The sequence below is a fragment of the Kitasatospora sp. McL0602 genome, from assembly GCF_052076145.1.
Lineage (GTDB): Bacteria > Actinomycetota > Actinomycetes > Streptomycetales > Streptomycetaceae > Kitasatospora.
In genome coordinates this window covers 7,598,893-7,618,034 of the sequence record NZ_CP197246.1, presented here as the reverse complement: position 1 = coordinate 7,618,034, position 19,142 = coordinate 7,598,893, and the positions used below count along the sequence as shown (strand labels likewise).

At 71.1% G+C, this 19,142-nt stretch carries 21 protein-coding genes and 1 pseudogene; 15 read left to right on the top strand and 7 right to left on the bottom strand.

Annotation, left to right across the window (positions count from 1 at the left end; all coding sequences use genetic code 11):
- Positions 1-38 precede the first annotated feature (38 nt).
- Positions 39-1,646, top strand: coding sequence for a ricin-type beta-trefoil lectin domain protein (locus tag ACR68M_RS34505; protein ID WP_441248110.1), 1,608 nt, complete (start codon positions 39-41; stop codon positions 1,644-1,646).
- Between the two features lie 63 nt (positions 1,647-1,709).
- Here the strand turns inward: ACR68M_RS34505 and ACR68M_RS34500 are convergent, their stop codons facing one another.
- Complete coding sequence (locus ACR68M_RS34500) at positions 1,710-2,120, bottom strand: VOC family protein (RefSeq protein ID WP_441248109.1); 411 nt, start codon at positions 2,118-2,120, stop codon at positions 1,710-1,712.
- Positions 2,121-2,127: 7 nt separating this feature from the next.
- Complete coding sequence (locus tag ACR68M_RS34495; RefSeq protein ID WP_441248108.1) at positions 2,128-2,865, bottom strand: NUDIX domain-containing protein; 738 nt, start codon at positions 2,863-2,865, stop codon at positions 2,128-2,130.
- 49 nt (positions 2,866-2,914) lie between these two features.
- On the opposite strand from ACR68M_RS34495, the gene ACR68M_RS34490 reads away from it, so the two are divergent.
- Together ACR68M_RS34490 and ACR68M_RS34485 are read left to right on the top strand one after the other, a co-directional pair.
- Positions 2,915-3,673, top strand: coding sequence for a DeoR/GlpR family DNA-binding transcription regulator (locus ACR68M_RS34490; RefSeq protein WP_441248107.1), 759 nt, complete (start codon positions 2,915-2,917; stop codon positions 3,671-3,673).
- A 54-nt stretch (positions 3,674-3,727) separates the two neighbouring features.
- Complete coding sequence (locus ACR68M_RS34485; protein WP_441248106.1) at positions 3,728-4,198, top strand: hypothetical protein; 471 nt, start codon at positions 3,728-3,730, stop codon at positions 4,196-4,198.
- Positions 4,199-4,245: 47 nt separating this feature from the next.
- Here the strand turns inward: ACR68M_RS34485 and ACR68M_RS34480 are convergent, their stop codons facing one another.
- From ACR68M_RS34480 to ACR68M_RS34470, 3 genes are all read right to left on the bottom strand, one after another.
- Positions 4,246-5,445 (bottom strand): RNA polymerase sigma factor, encoded by a 1,200-nt coding sequence (locus ACR68M_RS34480; protein ID WP_441248105.1) that lies wholly within the window; start codon positions 5,443-5,445, stop codon positions 4,246-4,248.
- Positions 5,446-5,514: 69 nt separating this feature from the next.
- Positions 5,515-5,907: a YciI family protein gene (locus tag ACR68M_RS34475; protein ID WP_441251791.1), complete on the bottom strand. Its 393-nt coding sequence runs from the start codon at positions 5,905-5,907 to the stop codon at positions 5,515-5,517.
- A gap of 199 nt (positions 5,908-6,106) precedes the next feature.
- Positions 6,107-6,760, bottom strand: a complete 654-nt coding sequence (locus ACR68M_RS34470) for a YbhB/YbcL family Raf kinase inhibitor-like protein (protein ID WP_441248104.1) — start codon at positions 6,758-6,760, stop codon at positions 6,107-6,109.
- 146 nt (positions 6,761-6,906) lie between these two features.
- On the opposite strand from ACR68M_RS34470, the gene ACR68M_RS34465 reads away from it, so the two are divergent.
- From ACR68M_RS34465 to ACR68M_RS34445, 5 genes are all read left to right on the top strand, one after another.
- Complete coding sequence (locus tag ACR68M_RS34465; protein ID WP_441248103.1) at positions 6,907-7,854, top strand: helix-turn-helix transcriptional regulator; 948 nt, start codon at positions 6,907-6,909, stop codon at positions 7,852-7,854.
- A gap of 236 nt (positions 7,855-8,090) precedes the next feature.
- Positions 8,091-9,281, top strand: coding sequence for an N-acetylmuramoyl-L-alanine amidase (locus tag ACR68M_RS34460; protein WP_441248102.1), 1,191 nt, complete (start codon positions 8,091-8,093; stop codon positions 9,279-9,281).
- A 157-nt stretch (positions 9,282-9,438) separates the two neighbouring features.
- Positions 9,439-10,263, top strand: coding sequence for an SDR family oxidoreductase (locus tag ACR68M_RS34455; RefSeq protein ID WP_441248101.1), 825 nt, complete (start codon positions 9,439-9,441; stop codon positions 10,261-10,263).
- A 133-nt stretch (positions 10,264-10,396) separates the two neighbouring features.
- Positions 10,397-11,059 carry an NADPH-dependent F420 reductase gene (locus ACR68M_RS34450; RefSeq protein ID WP_441248100.1) on the top strand — a complete coding sequence of 221 codons (663 nt, stop codon included), beginning with the start codon at positions 10,397-10,399 and terminating at the stop codon, positions 11,057-11,059.
- A gap of 144 nt (positions 11,060-11,203) precedes the next feature.
- The gene (locus ACR68M_RS34445; protein ID WP_441248099.1) at positions 11,204-13,246 is read left to right on the top strand and encodes a protein kinase domain-containing protein; all 2,043 of its coding nucleotides are present in this window, start codon (positions 11,204-11,206) and stop codon (positions 13,244-13,246) included.
- Between the two features lie 87 nt (positions 13,247-13,333).
- Here the strand turns inward: ACR68M_RS34445 and ACR68M_RS34440 are convergent, their stop codons facing one another.
- Positions 13,334-13,915 (bottom strand): S1 RNA-binding domain-containing protein, encoded by a 582-nt coding sequence (locus ACR68M_RS34440; RefSeq protein WP_441248098.1) that lies wholly within the window; start codon positions 13,913-13,915, stop codon positions 13,334-13,336.
- A 345-nt stretch (positions 13,916-14,260) separates the two neighbouring features.
- Here ACR68M_RS34440 and ACR68M_RS34435 point away from each other — a divergent pair, with 345 nt between their 5' ends.
- From ACR68M_RS34435 to ACR68M_RS34410, 6 genes are all read left to right on the top strand, one after another.
- The gene (locus tag ACR68M_RS34435; protein WP_441248097.1) at positions 14,261-14,698 is read left to right on the top strand and encodes a VOC family protein; all 438 of its coding nucleotides are present in this window, start codon (positions 14,261-14,263) and stop codon (positions 14,696-14,698) included.
- Between the two features lie 412 nt (positions 14,699-15,110).
- The gene (locus ACR68M_RS34430; RefSeq protein ID WP_441248096.1) at positions 15,111-15,557 is read left to right on the top strand and encodes a nitroreductase family deazaflavin-dependent oxidoreductase; all 447 of its coding nucleotides are present in this window, start codon (positions 15,111-15,113) and stop codon (positions 15,555-15,557) included.
- 201 nt (positions 15,558-15,758) lie between these two features.
- A complete protein-coding gene (locus tag ACR68M_RS34425; RefSeq protein WP_441248095.1) occupies positions 15,759-16,115 on the top strand; it encodes a cyclic-phosphate processing receiver domain-containing protein in 357 nt (118 codons plus the stop codon).
- Between the two features lie 24 nt (positions 16,116-16,139).
- Complete coding sequence (locus tag ACR68M_RS34420) at positions 16,140-16,709, top strand: hypothetical protein (RefSeq protein ID WP_441248094.1); 570 nt, start codon at positions 16,140-16,142, stop codon at positions 16,707-16,709.
- A 41-nt stretch (positions 16,710-16,750) separates the two neighbouring features.
- Complete coding sequence (locus ACR68M_RS34415) at positions 16,751-16,912, top strand: hypothetical protein (protein WP_441248093.1); 162 nt, start codon at positions 16,751-16,753, stop codon at positions 16,910-16,912.
- Positions 16,913-16,937: 25 nt separating this feature from the next.
- The gene (locus ACR68M_RS34410; RefSeq protein ID WP_441248092.1) at positions 16,938-17,063 is read left to right on the top strand and encodes a hypothetical protein; all 126 of its coding nucleotides are present in this window, start codon (positions 16,938-16,940) and stop codon (positions 17,061-17,063) included.
- Between the two features lie 30 nt (positions 17,064-17,093).
- On the opposite strand, the gene ACR68M_RS34405 is transcribed toward ACR68M_RS34410, so the two are convergent.
- Positions 17,094-18,104: an NADP-dependent oxidoreductase gene (locus ACR68M_RS34405; RefSeq protein WP_441248091.1), complete on the bottom strand. Its 1,011-nt coding sequence runs from the start codon at positions 18,102-18,104 to the stop codon at positions 17,094-17,096.
- Here ACR68M_RS34405 and ACR68M_RS34400 point away from each other — a divergent pair.
- Positions 18,103-18,942 (top strand): annotated as a pseudogene (locus ACR68M_RS34400) (hypothetical protein); the annotation flags it as partial. The gene ACR68M_RS34405 and the pseudogene ACR68M_RS34400 overlap by 2 nt on opposite strands.
- Between the last annotated feature and the right edge of the window lie 200 nt (positions 18,943-19,142).

Here is a 19,142-nt window from a genome sequence, read left to right as displayed (position 1 = left end):
TTGTCGGACACGCCCGTCTCTCCCAGGGGGAAGCACACTTGAAGCTCCATCACCTTCTCGACCGCTCCGGCCACAGTTCGCTCCGACGGCAGGCGCGCGCCGTTCTCGTGGCCCTCGCACTGGTCGGCGGCGTGCAGGGCGGATTCGCCGGAGCGGCGCAGGCCGACCAGCCGGTGTCGCTGTGCACCTCCGCCAACGGCCCGTACGGTTCGGCGGCCGTGGGCGGTGGCCGGTACCTGATCATGCCGGACGAGTGGAACTCCTCGGCCGAGGTCTGCATGAGCAGCGACGGGGGCGCGAACTTCACCGTCGCCACCAGCGCGCTCACCAGCGCCACCAACACCCGGCCCGGCGCCCCCGGCGCGTACACCCGCATCGAGTACCTCCCCCGCACCGGTGAACTCCCCACGCCCGTGGCCACCATGGGCGACACGCTGACCAGCTGGCGGACCACCACCGGCGTCGCGGGGCAGTACGACACCTCCTACGACATCTGGTACGCGGACACCGCCGGCGGCTGCGGCGCCACCACCTCGCACGAGCTGATGCTCTGGCTCAACCGGCAGGGCGGGCCCGTCCCGTTGGGCACCGCCACCCAGCAGGTCACCCTCGGCGGCCGGACGTACCAGGTCTACCAGTACCAGGACACCGGCACCGGCAAGCAGGTCATCAGCTACCTGATGACCACGCCGACCACCTCCGTCTACGACCTGAACCTGCGCACCGTCACCTCCGACGCCGTGGTCCGTGGCTTCGTCCCCGCCACCGGTCAACTCTGCTCCGTACAGGCTGGTTTCGAGATCTGGAACGGCGGCGCCGGGCTCGCCACCACCTCGTTCTCCTACCAGCCGGCCATCGGGCTACCGACCGGCAACCTGACCTCCGGCCTCCCCGGCAAGTGCCTCGACGCCGGTAACAACGGTGCGAAAACCGGCAGTTGGAGCATGCCGGCCGACATCTGGGACTGCGCCGCGACCCCGGGCCAGACCTGGACGATCGGCAACGACGGCACCGTCCAGGCCCTCGGCAAGTGCCTAGATGTCACCAGCGGCGGCACCACCAACGGCACCCCCGTCCAGCTCTACCCCTGCAACGGCACCGGCTCTCAGGTGTGGACGCAGAACGCCAAGGGCCTGCTGAACCCGCAGTCCGGCCTCTGCCTGGCCGACCCGGCCTCCTCGACCACCAACGGCACCCAGCTGATCCTGTGGAGCTGCGGCGCGGACGGCCAGGACTGGCGCTACCCCTACGGCGGCCAGCCGATCTGGAGCGCCTTCACCAACAAGGCGGCCAACCTCTGCCTCAGCGGCGCGGTCGAGAACGCCGGCTCGGTCAGCCTCCACGGCTGCAGCTCCACCCCCACCCCGCCGCAGAACTGGCAGCTCGTCAAGGACGGCACCCTCCGCGTCTCCACCGGCGCCTGCCTGGACGCCGGCCCCACCGGCGCCGTCGGCAGCCCCGTCCAGCTCGCCCCCTGCTCCGGCTCAGCCGCCCAGCAGTGGCTGCTCTCCCCCACCGGCTACCTGCTGAACCCGACCTCCGGCAAGTGCCTCGACGACCCGAGGTCCACCGGCACCCCGGGCGTCCCGCTGGACCTGTGGACCTGCAACGGCACCAACGCCCAGATCTGGTACTCGGCAGCCTGACCCCCTCCCAGGAGGCGGCGCCGCACGGCCCCAGCAGGTGGGAGGCAACAACCTGCTGCTCCGTCAGCTCTGCTCCCGCAGGCGGTCCCGATGCAGCTGGATCAGGTCCCAGCGGTTGCCGTACAGGTCACGGAAGACGGCGACCAGGCCGTACTGCTCTGCGCGTGGCTCCTCCTCGAAGGTGACCCCGGCCGCCTTCATGCGCGCATGGTCGCGGGCGAAGTCGTCGGTGTTCAGGAACCAGCCGACGCGTCCTCCGGTCTGGTCCCCGATGTGGGCGTACTGTTCGCCGGTCGCGGCTCTGGCCAGGAGGACACCCGTCTCCTGCGCTCCCGGCGGCCGGACCACCACCCACCGCTTGCCGCCGCCCACCGGAGTGTCCTCCATCAGGTCGAAGCCGAGGACGTCCACGTAGAACGCGATCGCCTCGTCGTAGTCCCGCACGACGACGGCAACCAGTCCGAGATGAGCCATCCCCCCATCATCCCCGAATCGCGACGCCCTGCCCGCTCGTGCAGGGCGCGGCGGGGGCGAAGGGTCCGTCCAGGGCGGCCCATTGGAGGAGCATGATGGTCTTGCCGTCGGCGATGCGGCCGTCGCAGATCATGGCGAGGGTGTCGGCGAAGGGCAGTTCGAGCACCTCGATGTCCTCGCCCTCGCCCTCCAGCCCGCCGCCGTCCCCTGTGCGGTCGGCCGGCGTGTAGGGGGCCGCGTAGCAGTGCAGGCGTTCGGTGACCGAGCCGGGGCTCATGTAGGCGTCGAAGACGTGGGTGAGCGGGCCGAGCGCGACGCCGAGCTCCTCGGCGGCCTCGCGCCGGACTGCGGCGAGCGGGTCGTCGCCGTCGAGCAGCCCTGCCGCGGCCTCGACGAGCATGCCGTCCGGGTGGTCGTTGACGTAGGCCGGGTAGCGGAACTGGCGGGTGAGCAGCACGCATCCGCGCTGGACGTCGTACGGCAGGACGACCGCGCCGTTGCCGCGGTCGTACGTCTCGTGCTGCTGGGTGGCCCAGCGTCCGTCGCGGCGCCGGTGGTCGAAGGTGGTGCGGCGCAGGACGTGCCAGCCCTGCGAGGTGAGCTCCACGTCGCGGACCACGACGTCGGGGTTGCGGTGCAGGTCGCGCCCGACCTGGTCGAGGCCGGTGCGGCCACGGTGGTCAGGGGTGTCGATGCCGGGGCGGTGGGGCTCGGTGGTGCGGGCGGGCGGCGGCTTGTCGGTCATGATCCGGTACGATACATGCAGAAACGTGCAAGAACAGGAGAGAACACGGATGCTGGCTGCCGAACGACGCGACCACCTGCTCGGCCTACTGGCCCGCGAGGGCAAGATCGTCGCCAAGGACGTCGCCGTCGAGCTGGGCATCTCCGAGGACAGCGTGCGGCGCGACCTCCGCGACCTCGCCACCGAGGGGCTCTGCCACCGGGTCTACGGCGGAGCACTCCCGGTCTCCCCCGCCGTGGCGGACTACACCGCCCGGCAGGCCGTCACCCCCGACGGCAAGCGGAAGGTCGCCGCAGCGGCCGCCGCGCTCGTACGGCCGGGCAGCGCCCTGATCCTGGACGGCGGCACCACGGCCCTGGCCGTTGCCCGTGCACTCCCGCCGGACCTGGCCTGCACCGTGATCACCCACAGCCCCACGATCGCCGCCGCACTGCTCGACCACCCGCAGGCCGAGCTCTTCCTGCTCGGCGGCCGCGTCTTCAAGCACTCGGCGGTCACCTGCGGCGCCGCCGCGGTGGAGGCCGCCCAGAACGTCTCCGCCGACCTCTGCCTGCTCGGCGTCACCGGCGTCCACCCCGAGGCCGGGCTGACCACCGGCGACGTCGAGGAGGCCGCGATGAAGCGCGCCCTCGCCGCACGGGCCGCAGACACCTACGTCCTCGCCTCGTCCGAAAAGATCGGCGCAGCCTCACGGTTCCGCGTCCTGCCCTGGGAGGAGATCAGCGGGCTGATCACCGACGCCGACCCCCACCACCCGGTCGTCGAGCAGCTCGCGGCGCGCGGCGTGGCGGTCCTGACCGCCTACTGACCGCTATGGGAGGCGTCTTCCCCGAATGGTCCGAGCTGTGCTCAACTCCTGGACGTGGACACAGTTCTCGCCAGCCTGGTGGCCGTCGTCGGCACGCTGATCGGCTCTCTCAGCACCTACCTGTTCCAGCGGCGTACGGCGGAGCGGGCCGAGGCCATCAGCCGTGACGAGCGGCTGCGGCAGGAACGCCTCGCCGCGTACAGCGAGTATGCGAGCGCGGTGACCGAGCTGAAGCGCGGCGCGATCACGCTCTGGTTCCGCGGCCGGGAGTCACCGCGCGACGAAGATGCTTTCAGGGCCGCCCGGTTGGAGCGCGACCGGCTGGGCGCGCGTGCCGAGACTGCCCGGTTCAAGCTGCAACTGGTCAGCGAGGATGTCGAGTTGCAGCGGCTCGCCGAGGCGGCGTTCGCTGCGACCGGTGAGGTCTTCAAGGCGGTCGACCGCCGGGAGGTGGTGCGTATGGAACGAGAATTCGAGGCAGCAGTGGGGGCGTTCATAGCGGCTGCGGCCGGCCAGGTGCGCTGACGCCCCAGCGGCGCGCCCAACGGCAGCTGGGCGGCCTCGCGGGCCGGTCACTCCGTCGGTGCCGCCGCGTCGAGCCGGGCCGCGTGCAGGGTGAGGTAGTGCCGTTCCGGCAGGCTGGCAGTGCGTTCGGCCGCCGCGCGGAGCTGCCTTGCGGCGCCCGTACGGTCGCCCGACTGCTCCAACAGGTGGGCCCGCACCACGGACACCCGGTAGTGGTCGGCCAGCCGCCCGTCCGCCTCCAGCGCCGCCAGGGCGTCGAAACCGGCCGCCGGGCCGTGCACCATGGACGCCGCGACCGCCCGGTTCAGGGCGACCACCGGGCTGCCCGAAGCGCGCTCCAGCACCTCGTACAGCGCGAGGATCTGCGGCCAGTCGGTCTCCCCGGCGCTCGGCGCCTCGTCGTGGACGGCGGCGATGGCCGCCTGGAGCTGGTACGGGCCGACTGGTCCGCGCGGCAGGGCAGCGGTGACCAGGGCCACGCCTTCGGCGATCGCGGGGGCGTCCCACCGGCTCCGGTCCTGCTCGGCGAGCGGCACGAGTTCTCCGTCCGGGCCCGTCCGGGCAGCGCTGCGGGCATGGGTCAGCAGCATCAGCGCCAGCAGCCCCGCGGCCTCGCCGTCGTGCGGGAGCAGCGCGTGCACGGTCCTCGCGAGCCGGATCGCCTCGTGGGAGAGCTCGGTGCGTTGGAGGCCGGGCCCGGTGGTGCTGCTGTAGCCCTCGTTGAAGATCAGGTAGAGCACGTGCAGCACGGCGTCGAGGCGCTCCGCCCGCTCCTCGGGCTCCGGCATCCGGAACGGCACGCCAGATGCCTTGATCCGCTGCTTGGCCCGGCTGATCCGCTGCCCCATGGTCGGCTCCGGCACCAGGAAGGCGCGGGCGATCTCGCCGGTGCTCAGGCCGCCGACCGAGCGCAGGGTGAGTGCGACGGCCGCTGCGGGCGACAGCGAGGGGTGGCAGCAGAGGAAGAGCAGGGTGAGGGTGTCGTCCTGCCCACCCTGGTCGACCTCGTCGGCGGGCGGCGCGCTGTGGCGGTCCGCCGGGAGTTCGCGGGCCGAGCGGTCCTCGCGTCGGCGCCGGGCCTGCTCCGCCCGCACCTGTTCGATCAGGCGGCGGGAGGCGACCTGGACCAGCCACCCGTACGGGTTGCCGGGCGTGCCCTCCTGCGGCCACTGGACGGCGGCGGCGAGCAGCGCCTCCTGGACGGCGTCCTCCGCGCTGTCGAAGTCACCGAAGCGCCGGGTGAGCACCCCGACGACCCGCGGCGCCAGAGTGCGCAGCAGGTCGTCGGGGGTCTGGTCGGTGCCGGGCAGAGCTGCTCAGAGCTCCGTCGGCGGGCCGGACATCACTTCGCGCACCTCGATGGGCATGTTCAGCGGGTCGCCCTTCGGGCCGGGTGCGGCGGAGACCTCGGCGGCGATCTGCACCGCCCGCTCGGGGCTCTCGCAGTCGACGATCCACCAGCCGGCCAGGAATTCCTTGGTCTCGGCGAACGGCCCCTCGGTGATCAGCGGTGTCCCGCCCGCGTGCGAGCGGACGATCTTCGCGGTGGCGGGCATCGCCAGCCCCTGCGCGTCGACCAGCTCGCCCGTGCCGGTGAGTCGGGTGTTGGTGTCCTTCATGAACCCGATGTGCGCCCGGATCTCCTCCTGCGTCCACTCGGTGATCGGCGCGAAATCCGTACCCCGCTCGCTGAACTGCATCAACAGCATGTACTTCACGGCCCTGCTCCTCACGATCCCGGGCCCCCTTCGCGGGGCCTTCACCCATAGGTAGAGACAGGCTTCGCGATTTCGACACCCGTGGCGGACTTGCTCGGGAAAAACTTATCGGGCCGTTGCGGCGGCCGACGGGCACGGCTCGCCGTCGTACGGCCGGAAGCGCAGGGCCGGCCGGGCCGGGCCTGGCTGATCAGCGGCGGGCGGTGGCCGTCATCCGCGCGTAGCCGAGGATGTGTCCGCTCATGGTGAAGGTCGTGACGGAGGGCGGTGTGGCGGCGGGCAGCCCCAGGCTGGGCACGTCCAGGGCGTAGACGGTGATCTGGTACCGGTGCGTGATGTCGCCCACCGGTGGGCACGGGCCGAGGTAGCCGGCCCGCCCGGCGTCGTTGGTGCCGACGACGGAACCGGCGGGCGGGGTCGCCCCCAGGGCGGTGGCGGTCGAAGGGACGTCCCAGGTCAGCCAGTGCCAGAACCCGGCGCCGGTCGGCGCGTCCGGGTCGTACATGGTCACCGCGTAGCTGCGGGTGTTGGCGGGGGCACCGTGCCAGGCCAGCCGCAGCTGGCCGTTGCCGCCGGAGCAGCCGAAGTTGTCGGCCCAGGAGCCCGGCGGGACTGCGCCACCCTCGCGGACGTCGGGGCTGCTCACGGTGAAGCGGGCGGCGGCGGTCGGTACGCCCTGCCGGACGGCCTGGTAGCCGTAGCCGCCGGTCGACGACTTGGCCGGGTGCAGCGCGTCCGCCACGGCCCCCGTCCCGGTCAGTGCCAGGCCCAGCGTCGCAGCCGCGGCGGTCAGGGCCACGGTCAGGGCGGCGGCGGTGCGGTTCAGTCGGTTCGGTCGGTTCACGGTGAATCCCTGGTGATCGGCGGCAGTTGGTGCGGTCACCACCCTGCCGCCGCCCACCGAGCTGCGGGAAGGCTCTCCCGAGCCTGGTACGCGGCGTGCCACCCTCGCGGCTGGACAGCACTCGGGCCCCTGCCGATCATGAGTTCATGGCGAGTCAGCACAGCACGCGTGGGCCCGAACTGGCGCAGTTCCTCCGGGCGATGCGGGCGCGCCTGCAACCGGAGCAGGTCGGCCTGCCCCCGTTGGGGCAGCGCCGGACGCCGGGGCTTCGGCGCCAGGAGGTGGCCCAGCTCGCCGCGGTCAGCATCGACTGGTACATCCGCCTCGAACAGGGCCGGGTCGGCACCCCGGGCGCTGCCGTCCTGGACGCGCTCGCCACGGCGCTGCTGCTCTCCCCCTCCGAGCACCGGCACCTGCACCTCATCGCCCGGGGCGAGTTGCCGGTGCTCCCGCCACGGCCGGCGCCGCTCGGCGGTTCGCTGCGGGTGCTGCTGGACGGCATGCCGCTCTGGCCCGCGTACGTGATCGACCACCGCTTCGACGTGCAGGCCCACAACGCTGCGGCGAGCGCCCTGTTCGGTGCCGGATTCGGCAGCGGGGACGCCGCCAACGCGGCCCGGCTGCTGTTCCGTTCGCCCGCCACGCGGGAGAGTCAACTGGACTGGGACCGGATCGCCCGGGAGACCGTCGGCAATCTGCGGGCCAATCTGGCACGCCACCGGAGCGACCCTTCGCTGCTCGCCCTGATCGACGAACTGCGCTCCCAGAGCGCGGAGTTCGCCGCCTGGTGGGAGGACCAGACCGTCCGCGAGCGCGCCCACGGCTCCAAGCGCATCCTGCACCCTGCCGTGGGCCAACTCACCGTCTGCTACGACACGCTGGCCGTCCTCCAGAGCCCCGACCACTCCCTGGTCGTCCTCACCCCGGCCGACGCCCCCTCCGAGCAGGCCCTCCGCACCCTGGTCGCCGCCCACACGGCCACCCGGACCGCCACCCGGACCCACCCGCACATCCACGCCCTGCCGGCCCCCGCGGATCCGGCGGTCGCGCACTCCCCGCAGCCCCTCTCCCCCGCCTCCGGCAGCCACGCGTAGGCCCGGGTGAGGCCCGGGTGAGGCTCGGGTGAGGCTCGGGTGAGCTCCGGATGAGCTCCGGATGAGCCTGCCCGATCGGGCAACTCGCGGGGTGGGATGCGGCCGATGGAAGCGATCGCAGACGATCGGTCGTGTACATTTCCGAGGACAGATCAGCAGGTCAGCGGGGGGCGCTGGAGCCGGAGCGTGTGGTCGCCCCCCGTTGTTCCGCCCCCGACGCCCCGAACTGGACACCCATGCCGAACGCACGACCCGCCGTCTCCCGACGCACCCTCATCGGAGCGCTTGGCGCGACCGCCGCGACGCTCGCCGTCGCCCCCGGCGGCACCGCCTCCGCAGCGCCGCTCACCGCATCCGGAGCCACCGCGCCGGGGACGGCCCCGGCCGCCGGTGCCCGTACCGTCAACGTCCCCACCACCCGGGCGCGGTCGCTCGCGGGTTCGGAGGCCACCTCCGTCCGGACCGACTTCCCGATCCGCTACGTCGGGGTGAGCTGGGACGGCCCGAAGCGTGGCGCCGCCATCCGCCTGCACGACGACGACGGCAAGCCGGGCAGTTGGAAGCCGCTCCCGGCCGGCTGCGCGGGCGGCCCGGACCAGGCCTCGCCGGGCGCCAGGACCGCCGGCACCGCCACCGCCGACACCGCCGCCACGGCGCTGGTTGCCGCCGGTGGCGCGCACGGCTACGAGCTGCGGCTGCCCGACGGCGCGGTCAACGTCCGCTCCGCCGCGATCGACACCGTCCACGGGCCGACCCGGCTGGCGGCGGTCTCGCCCACCACGCCCGTCACCATCGGCGGCGTCGAGTACCTGTCCCGGGCCGCCTGGGGCGCCGACGAGACCAAGCGCTTCAATAACGGCGTCGAGAACTCGCCGCCCAAGTACTACCCCGTACAGACCTTGACGGTGCATCACACCGACACCCCGAACGCCGACGCCGACCCGGCGGCCACCGTCCGCGCCATCTACCAGTACCACGCGATCACCAACGACTGGGGTGACATCGGCTACCACTTCCTGATCGACGAGGCCGGTCGCATCTACGAGGGCCGCTGGTCCGGCGACGACGGCATCCCGGCGCACGACGCCGCAGGCAACGGCGTGACCGCCTTCCACACCGCCGGCTTCAACTCGGGCAACCTCGGTATCGCCCTGCTCGGCACCCTCACCGACCAGGCCCCGACCGACGCCGCCCGCAAGTCGCTCACCGCGCTGCTCGCCGTGCTCGCCGCCGCCCACAAGCTCGACCCGCAGGCGCACGTGACCTTCGTGAACCCGGTCAACGGCGTGACCAAGCCGGTCGACCTGATCAGCGGCCACCGCGACTGGCTCGCCACCGACTGCCCCGGCGGCACGATGTACGCCTCCCTCCCGGCCCTGCGCGCCGACGTGGCCGGTCTCGGCGACTCCGGCGCAGCCGCCAACTGACCCAGCTCCCGTACGGCGGCGACCACCTCAACACTGCCGCCGAACCTGCGAGTTGGGCCGAACCACGGGCGCGCCGGGTGCAGCCTCTTCTAGTGTGGAGCCTTGCTCCCGGCCGGACGGCGGCCGGGAGCCGGCAGGACACACCCAGGGAGAGACCATGACACGCCGCTGGCTGGTGACGGGATGTTCCTCCGGGCTCGGGGCGGCCCTGGCCAAGGCGGTGGCCGCCTCCGGCGACACCGTGCTCGCCACCGCTCGTAAGCCCGCCACCCTGGACGCACTGGCCACCGCCCACCCCGACATGGTCCGCGTCGCCGCCCTCGACGTCCGCGACCCCGACAGCTGTGCAGCCGCCGTCCGCGCCGCCGAGGAGCAGCTCGGCGGCATCGACGTGCTGGTCAACAACGCCGCCACCGGCCTGCTCGGCGCCGTCGAGGAGGTCTCGGACGAGGAGCTGCGCGAGCAGCTGGAGATCCTGGTGGTGGCGCCGTGGCGGCTCGCCCGGCTGGCGCTGCCCGGCATGCGGGCGCGCGGCAGCGGCCACATCGTCAACGTCTCCTCCCTCGCCGGGCGGGTGTCGTTCCCCGGCATGGGCGCATACGTCGCCGGCAAGCACGCCCTGGAGGGCATGACCCAGGCCCTGGCGGCCGAGGTCGAGCCGTTCGGCATCCGGGTCACCGCGCTGGAGCCCGGCGGCTTCGCCACCCGCTACGGCGTGACGGCCGCCGACACCGCCGTCCGGATCCCCGCCTACCGTGGCGCGGCCGTGGACGAAACCCGGGACGGCGTACGGGGGATGACGGACAATCCCGTCCTCGGTCGGCCCGAGGACTTCGCCGCCCTGGTCCTGCGTCTGGTCGCGACCCCGGACACCCCTCAGCGCGTGCCGGTCGGCGCCGACGCCTACCAGTACCTGGAGGCGATCCACGGCCACAGCGGCACGGAGCTGGCCACCGCCAGAGCCTTCGCCGAAGGCGCCTGACCCACCGGCCCGCAGCCCGGCAGTCCCGCAGTCCCGCAGTCCCGCACAATCAGCGGCTCCAGGGCGGAATGCCGCGCCTCCCGGCGGAGTTCGGACAGACACGACACCCGAATCCGCACGTACAGGAGCAGTCATGAAGATCGGCATCATCGGCGCCGGCAACATCGGTGGCAACCTCACCCGTCGGCTCGCCTCGCTCGGCCACGAGGTGTCGGTGGCCAACTCCCGTGGGCCCGAGACCCTGACGGACCTCGCCGAGGAGACCGGAGCCACCCCCGTCACGGTGGCCGAGGCAGCGCGCGGCGCGGAGCTCGTCGTGGTCACCGTCCCGCTGAAGAACGTGCCCGACCTGCCGGGCGGCCTCTTCGACGGCGCCGCCGAAGGCTTCACCGTGATCGACACCAACAACTACTACCCGCAGCAGCGCGACGGCCGGATCGCCGCCATCGAGGACGACGGCCAGCCCGAGAGCCGTTGGGTCGAGACCCACCTCGGGCACCCGGTGATCAAGGCCTTCAACGGCACCTTCGCCCAGGACATTCTCGATCGGCCCCTCCCCGCCGGTCACCCCGACCGGATGGCCCTGCCGGTCGCGGGCGACGACAAGGCGGCGAAGAAGACCGTACGCGCCCTCATCGACCAGCTCGGCTTCGACTCCGTGGACGCGGGCGGCCTGGACGACTCCTGGCGCCAGCAGCCCGGCACCCCGGTCTACGGTCTGCGCGAGGGCGTCGACGCGGTCACCAAGGCGCTGGCCGAAGCCTCCCCGGAGCGCCCGGCGGACTTCCGCGGCTGACCGGGCGCGGCTGACCGGCACCACCTTTCGGCTACGGCCTCCGGCTCCGCAGTACAGTCGTGCTGCGGAGCCGGTGCGACCGCGGCCTTCGGGCCGGGGGTCGGACGGCCGGGCGGAATGCGGGGGGCCTTGAACGCTGCGGGGATGTACATCGACCACCGGCACCGGCTGGAGCGGCTGCTCGGACGAGGCGGCATGGGCGAGGTCTGGCGCGCTCACGACCTCAGACTCGGCCGCCCGGTCGCGATCAAGTTCCTTCCCCCGCAGCAGTCCGGCGGCGGCCGCGCCCTGGCCCGGTTCGAGCGGGAGGCCACCGTCACGGCCGGGCTCCGGCACCCCGGCATCACCGAGGTCTTCGACTACGGGGTCCAGGACGGGCAGCCCTACGTCGTCATGGAACTGCTCGACGGGCGGGACCTCGCCGCCGTGCTCGACGAGCACGAATCCGGCCTTCCCGTCGCGCAGACGCTGGACATCGGCGCGCAGGTCGCCGACGCACTCTCGTACGCCCATCAGGCCCACATCGTCCACCGGGACATCAAGCCCGCCAATCTCATGCTGCTCGCCGACGGCAGGATCAAGGTCTGCGACTTCGGAGTCGCCGGGCTCATGCACGCCAACTCCGACCTCACCCGCGAGGGCAGTGCCGTGGGCACGCCCGCCTACATGGCCCCCGAGCAGTGCGACGGGCAGCGAGTCGACGGGCGGGCCGATCTGTACGCGCTGGGCTGCGTGCTGTTCGCGCTGCTCACCGGGCGGCCGCCGTTCCAGTCCTACGGGGACTACCGGGCCGTGATGCTGCATCACATCCGCACACCGCCGCCGCTCCTGGCCTCGCTGCGCCCCGGGCTCCCGGACGGGCTCCAGCAACTGGTCTCGGCCCTGCTCAGCAAAGACCCAGCCGCACGGCCGACGTACGCCGGGGTCGTCGCCGACCGGCTCCGCGAGCTCGGCCGGCCCCGGCCGGGGCCCACCGCGCCGGGAACGACCGCGTCGCGCGAGCCCGCCGTGGCGTACCCACCCACCGTGCCGGACGGTACGACCGTGCTCGCCGAGCACTCGGCGACGGCAGCTGCGACGCCGGGTTCGGGCATCGGCGTCGAGGTGTTTCAGGACCAGTACCTCACGCCGGACGCGACCGTCGCCCACGCCATCCTGACCGTGCTCGGCGCGGAGGCCGACTCGCACAACCTAGCGGCGGCGGCGCCGCGTTCGCTGGTCTTCCTGGTCGGGCTGTCGGACGGGCTACCGGAGGCGGACTTCGAAGCCGTCCGGCAGTGCGTCGTCGAGGCCGTCGACAGCCTGGACGAGGGCGTCGCCTTCGCCGTGGTGGCCGGATCGGAGTACGCGCGCATGCTCTACCCCGACACCATGCGGCTGGTCCGGGCGAGCGCGGCGACCAAGGCCGAGGCGCAGGCTGCACTGACCGGGCTCGCCCCGGTCTCGGCAGCGGCCTTCGGACGCTGGATCAGGCTCGCCGACCGGCTGTTCGCCGCGCACCCCGACACGGTCCGCACCTCGATCCTCCTGACCGACCTGGAGGCGACGGCCGAGACCACCGAGGAGCTGGCGGCAGCCCTCGCTGCCTCGACCGGCCGCTTCTCCTGCCACGCGCGCGGCATCGGAGTCAACTGGTCGGTCAGTCAACTCAGATCGGTCACGACCGCACTGAGCGGTACCGTGGACATCGTCGCCACCCCTTCCACGCCCACCGCAGACGGGAGCCTGGCCCGCGAGCTGGTCTCGATCATCGACCGCACCCGCCAGGCCTTCGCGCGGAACCTCGCCCTGCGGATCACCATGCCGGCGGGCGTACAGGTCCAGTCCTTGAAGCAGACCTCACCCAGCGTGGAGGAGCTGAGCGGACGCGCGGAGCCGGTCGGTCCCGGCGCCTTCGAGTACCCCGTCACCGTCCCCGGCAACACCGCGTGCGACTTCCACCTGTCCCTGGCCATCCCGCCCGGCCGGGCGGGGGACGCCTTCCGGGCGGCCGACCTCGACGTCGTCCTGCTGCCACCGGCCGGTGACGGCCAGTCACTCGCGACGGCCTCGGTCAAGGTGGTCCGCGGCGACGATCTCTCTGCCCCGACCCGAATCAACCCCTCAGTGGCGCACTACACCAGCCAGGCGGAGCTGGCACAGGCGATCACCGAGGGCCTTGCCGCCTTCCGCCGTACTGAGCCGTGACCTCACAGCGTCGAGCACCGGCGGACGAGCCCACCGCTTCGGATCGGCCGGGAGAGCTCGGTGGTCGCGGGCCAGGCGCCGGTAGGTTCATCGGCCGGGCTCCCGCCATCGATGACCGGACGGAGCACAGGCATCGTTCGACTGCTCATCACCGATCACCAGAGTGAGCCGGATCCGGCGCCGTGCCGGTTCTACGCCGGCGATCCGCACCGTCATCTCGTCGCCGACCCGGTAGTGCTCGCCGGGATGCGGCAGCTGGGAGACGTGAACCAGGCCATCCATGCCGTCATCGACTCGGACGAAGACTCCGAACGGGACCGCCTTCGTGACACGGCTGGTCAGGACACTACCGACCCGATCGACCCAGGCCAACCAGGGGTTCGGCTGCAGAGCGATCACGGACAGGACGACCTGCCCTCGCATCTCGGCCTCCACCCCCAGGACCTCGGCAGTGACCCGCTGGCCTACTGTCAGGGTCTCCTGCGGAGGGATCCACTTCCACGACACCTCCGGCAGCGGAATGATCCCCACCGAGTACTCGGGCGCCTCATCGAGATCAACAAGTACGCCGTACTGCTCGATCGAGACAACGGCCCCCGACCGCACCTCACCCCGACGAAGCGTCGACAGGAACTCTCTCAGGGCCGGGGAGGGCAGCGGATGGGTCACCAGAGCGACCCTACGCCAACTCTCGGAATGAGCGACATCAAAACTCGTCGATGCTGATCACCCAGAGACCGCGACACGACTCCCGAAGCTGTCGACCCGTGGCTCACCGCGTGCTCGTCGCGGTCTCGCTCAGCTCCTGCACCTGATCCAAGGTCAGGCGTCGGACGTCCCGAATGAGGCCAGCCACATCGACAGCGGCCTCTGACGGGGGCCGGTTTCGTCCGGCAGGTTCTGTGCGGTGTCGTGCAGGGGCAGCTTTCGCAGGCCGGTGCGGTACTGCCGGTCGAGACGGTCCGCGTCCTTGCCGGAAGCACCCGATCGGCCTCGCTCGGTAGCATGCAACGCATGGCCATCAAACTCGAGAACGTCGGCATCGCCGTTCGCGACCTCGAAGCAGCGATCTCCTTCTTCGCCGACCTCGGCCTCACGGTCGTCGGCCGTCACACGGTCAGTGGTGAGTGGACCGACACCGCCGTCGGCCTTGACGGCAATCACGCCAAGATTGCGATGCTCCAGACGCCAGACGGTCACGGTCGCCTTGAACTCTTCGAGTACATCCACCCCGAAGCGATCGAGTCGAAGCCCACTCGTCCCAACGAGATTGGCATGCATCGCGTCGCCTTCTCGGTCGACGACATCGACAAAGCCCTTGAGACAGCCGCAAAGCACGGCTGCCATCCGCTTCGCGGTGTGGCGACCTACGAGGACATCTACAAGCTCACGTACGTCCGCGGTCCCAGTGGCATCCTCGTGATGTTCGCCGAGGAGCTGAAGAAGAACTGACCGGCCCCGCGCCGTGGCCGCGATCCGTCGCGCGCGGGCGGAAGTCCGCAGCCGGGTCTGGAAGTTGGCACAACGCTGTTCAGAACCGCATCTGCCTGGAATTCACCCAGCTCGCCCTCGACCTGCTCGCCTGGATACGACGCTCGCCGCTGGGAGCCCAAGCGCCTGCGACTGTGGCTGCTCTGCCAAACCCTTCTGACCAGCGACAACAATCCGCCTCGACAAGTAGATCGAGGTTGGTCCAGGTGGTCAGGTCGGGACCGCCCCGGCCTGCGAGACCACCCGAACGGCCACCGCGCCCGACACGAACACGCGGGTAGTGCCCGATAGGTTTTTCACCTGGGAGGCGCCTCCGACCGGAGTGGGAACAAGGGCCTTCACAATTCACATTCTTGACGATGAGGTGGATGCGATGCCTCTTGAGGGCGAGTACGGGCCGAGTCCGGTGCAGTGGGTGCGCGATCAGGTCGAGCTGTACGAGAGTTCGGGCGGCGCGCAGGGATCGACGCTCTGGGACACGGGCCTGCCCGTCGTGATTCTCACGACGCGCGGCGTGAAGAGCGGCAAGATCCGCAAGATCCCGTTGATGCGTGTGGAGCACGGAGGACGGTACGCGGCCGTGGCCTCGAACGGCGGCTTCCCACGTCACCCGGTCTGGTACTTCAACGTCAAGTCCGACCCGCACGTAGAGCTCCAGGACGGGCCCGAACGCCGAGGCATGACGGCCCGTGAGATCACCGGGAACGAGAAGGCCGAGTGGTGGGAGCGCGCGGTCGCCGCGTATCCGCCGTACGTCGAATATCAGGCGAAGGCCGACCGTGTGATCCCCGTCTTCGTGCTGGAGCCCGCTCCCAGGTAGGACTCAAAATTCAAGACCGCCGCCACCGATCACTTCGCGTCGAACTCGCCGAAGCCCCCGAGAGCCCCTGCCGTTCCAAAAGGCGACCCGGGAACGTCCGGGTGACAGCCGCTGTCGTTGCGCCAGCACGGAGTAGGCATGCAGTGCGCGTGTCTGGAATACCCCGCGGTCATCTCGTCCGCCTACTGTGACAATGATCCGATGAACGAAGCCCCCACTGCGCCGATGCCCGTCGTCCTCGGTATAGACGATCTCCGGCCGCTCCCCAGGACCACGCGGATTGCCCGCACCAGCCGCGAAGGCACCCAGCTTCTGGAGGAGCACCGCGCCGGCTTCATCGACGAGTTGTGGCTCGACCACGATCTCGGCGGCGACGACACCATCATGCCGGTGGTGACCCTCTTGGAGGAGGCCGCCTTCAACGGCCGACCTTTCCAGATCGGAGCGGTCTTCGTTCACAGCGCCAACCCCATCGGCGCCGAAACCGTCGTCCGGTCACTTACACGCTGGAGCTACCGTGTGCAGCGGGCGACAGCCCCGACTTCGACGGCCGAGTAGTTCGGGAGCGGAGGCGGGGGTGTCATGAGTCGGCCTTTACTGTTCCTCGACGTCGACGGTCCCCTGAATCCCTACGCGGCGGAGCCTGCGAAGCAACCCGAGGGCTACACAACTCTCTGCATTCCACAAGAGCCCGGCATTGCCGACGAGTTCGGGAGTTATCGAAGTCATCGGCGGCCGCCCCGGGTCTGGCTCAACCCCGACCACGGGCGAGCGTTGATGGCTCTCGACTACGAGTTGTGCTGGGCCACGACCTGGATGAGTGACGCCAACAGGTGGATCGGGCCCGCAATCGGTCTGCCCGAGTTGCCGTACGTCGATTTCGGCGATTCTCTGCTCAACGAGCGTCCGGACGGGGTGCATTGGAAGTCAGCGGCGTTGCTGACGTACGCCAACGGCCGGCCTTTCGCCTGGGTGGACGACGAACAGGGCGACGCCGATCACGCATACATGGCCGCCAGTTACAAGATTCCCGCCCTTCTCCACCATGTCAATCCCCGGATTGGACTCCAGGACGACGACTTCGCAGCTCTCGCCGCCTTCGCGGGCTCCCTTGCCCAGTTCTCCACCCTTGGGGGACCTGGTGGGGCGTAGCTCCATCCACCAGCAGTCCGGCCGCTCAGGGCGACCTGAATATGTCCGCCATCACCTCAGGCCCGCTCAACCTCAGCGACGCCGGTTACGGAGTCCTCCTCAGCTCCGTCGGGGTCGGGACCGCCATCGGCTCGTTGACCGCCCCCCGCGCGAAACGGCGCTTCGGGAACGCGCCGGTGCTCTGCGCCATGCGCCTGGGCTAGGGGCTGATGTTCGCCGTGCCTGCCCATGCCCGCCGGCGCAGCGCTCGGCGCACTGCTGCAGCACAGCCTGGGGACCCCCAACACCTTCCTGCTCTTCGGCGCGAGCATGGCGCTGCTGGCGATCCCCGTCTACCGGACCGTCACGACCTGAGCCCGCCGCCGTGGGGGCAGGATCTGGTGGTCAGGAGAGTTCGAGGACGAGCTTGCCGGTGTTCTCACCCCGGAAGAGCATCTGGAGGGTCTGCGGGAAGTCGTCCACGGTGCCGCTGACCACGTGCTCCAGCACCCTGACCTGGCCGGACGCGATCCAGCCGGCGATCTCGCGCGCCGCACCGGCGTAGTGCGAGACGTAGTCGAAGACCACGAAGCCCTCCATCCTGGCCCGGCGGACCAGCAGCGACAGGTAGTTCGACGGGCCCTGGACTCCGCTGGTGGCGTTGTACTGGCTGATCGCGCCGCAGATCACCACGCGGGCGTGCATCGCGAGACAGGCCAGGGCCGCGTCCAGGATCTCGCCGCCGACGTTGTCGAAGTAGACGTCGATGCCGGTCGGGGCGTGGACCCGCAGGGCCTTCCGTACGTCCTCGGCGCGGTAGTCGATGGCGGCGTCGAAGCCGAGCTCGCCGGTCAGCAGCGCGCACTTCTCGGCGCCGCCCGCGATGCCGATGACCCGGCAGCCCTTCGCCTTGGCGATCTGGCCGACCATCGTGCCGACGGCGCCCGCCGCGCCGGACACCACCACCGTCTCGCCCTCCTTGAGCGCGCCGACCTCCAGCAGCCCGAAGTAGGCGGTCATGCCGGGCATGCCGAGCGCGCCCAGGTAGACCGACGGCGCGGCGGCGGTTCCGTCGATCTTCAGCGCGCCCCTGCCGTCGGAGACGACGTGCTCCTGGACGCCGAAGGTGCCGACGACCAGGTCGCCGACCTGGAAGCCGGGGTGGTTCGACTCGGTGACCTCGACCACCGATCCGGCCCGCATCACCTCGCCGAGGCCGACGGGCGGCAGGTAGGAGGGCCGGTCGTCGAGCCAGCCGCGCATCGCCGGGTCGAGCGAGATGAAGCGGGTACGGCCCGCGAACCGGCCCTCCCCGGGCGCCTCGGCGGGCACGCTGGCGTGCTCCCAGCACTCGGGCCCGACGTCGCCCACGGGGCGGGCGGCAAGGCGGATCTGGCGGTTCTCTGCGGATGGCATGGCGTCTCCCGGTGGCTGGGCAGCTGCTCGGTTCCTTCGAGCCGACGCCCCTGATTCTAAGCAAGCGCTTAGTCATAACGCCAGGCCTGCCTGTGCGACCCGCGCAACGTCACCCCACAGGCGGCACGGGCGACCTCACGCAGTCCTCAGGAACTCAACCGCGAATTCGGTCCGAACAGTTGACGGTATTGAAGTGGCCATGGCAGCTTCAAGCGGCCCGGATGTGCGCAACAGGTCGCACACCCGGCAATCCCCCACAAGGAGAACCATGTTGAAGGCTCTTGCCGCCACGCTCGGCGCAGCCGCCGTCGTCGCCGGCACGATGACCGCCGCCGTCCCCGCACAGGCCGTACAGGCGGGCGGCGATCTGACCTCCACCATCGCGCTGGACGACTGCTCCGCCTCGCTCGTGCGCTACCCGGTCTCGGTCGACACCGACCGCGCGATGATGCTCACCAACGGGCACTGCCTGCCCACCATGCCCACCGCCGGCCAGGTGATCCAGAACGTCAGCGCCAGCCGCAGCGGCACGCTGCTCAGCTCCTCCGGCGCCTCGCTCGGCACCGTCCAGGCCGACAAGGTGCTCTACGCGACCATGACGGGCACCGACGTCACCCTGTACGAGCTCACCGACACCTTCGCCTCCATCACCAGCAAGTACGGGGCCACCGCGCTGACGCTCAGCGACACGCACCCGGTCGACGGCTCCTCGATGTTCATACCGTCGTCGTACTGGAAGCAGGTCTGGAACTGCTCCGTCAACGGCTTCGTCGGCACCCTGCGCGAGGACCAGTGGACCTGGCACGACTCGCTCCGCTACAGCTCGGGCTGCAACACCACGCACGGCACCTCGGGCTCGCCGATCGTCGACGCCACGACCAAGAAGATCGTCGGCATCAACAACACCGGCAACGACAACGGCGAGATGTGCACCCTCGACAACCCGTGCGAGGTGGCGGCCGACGGCACCACCACGGCCACCAAGGGCCAGAGTTACGGTGAGGAGACCTACTGGTTCACCACCTGCGTCGGCGCGAA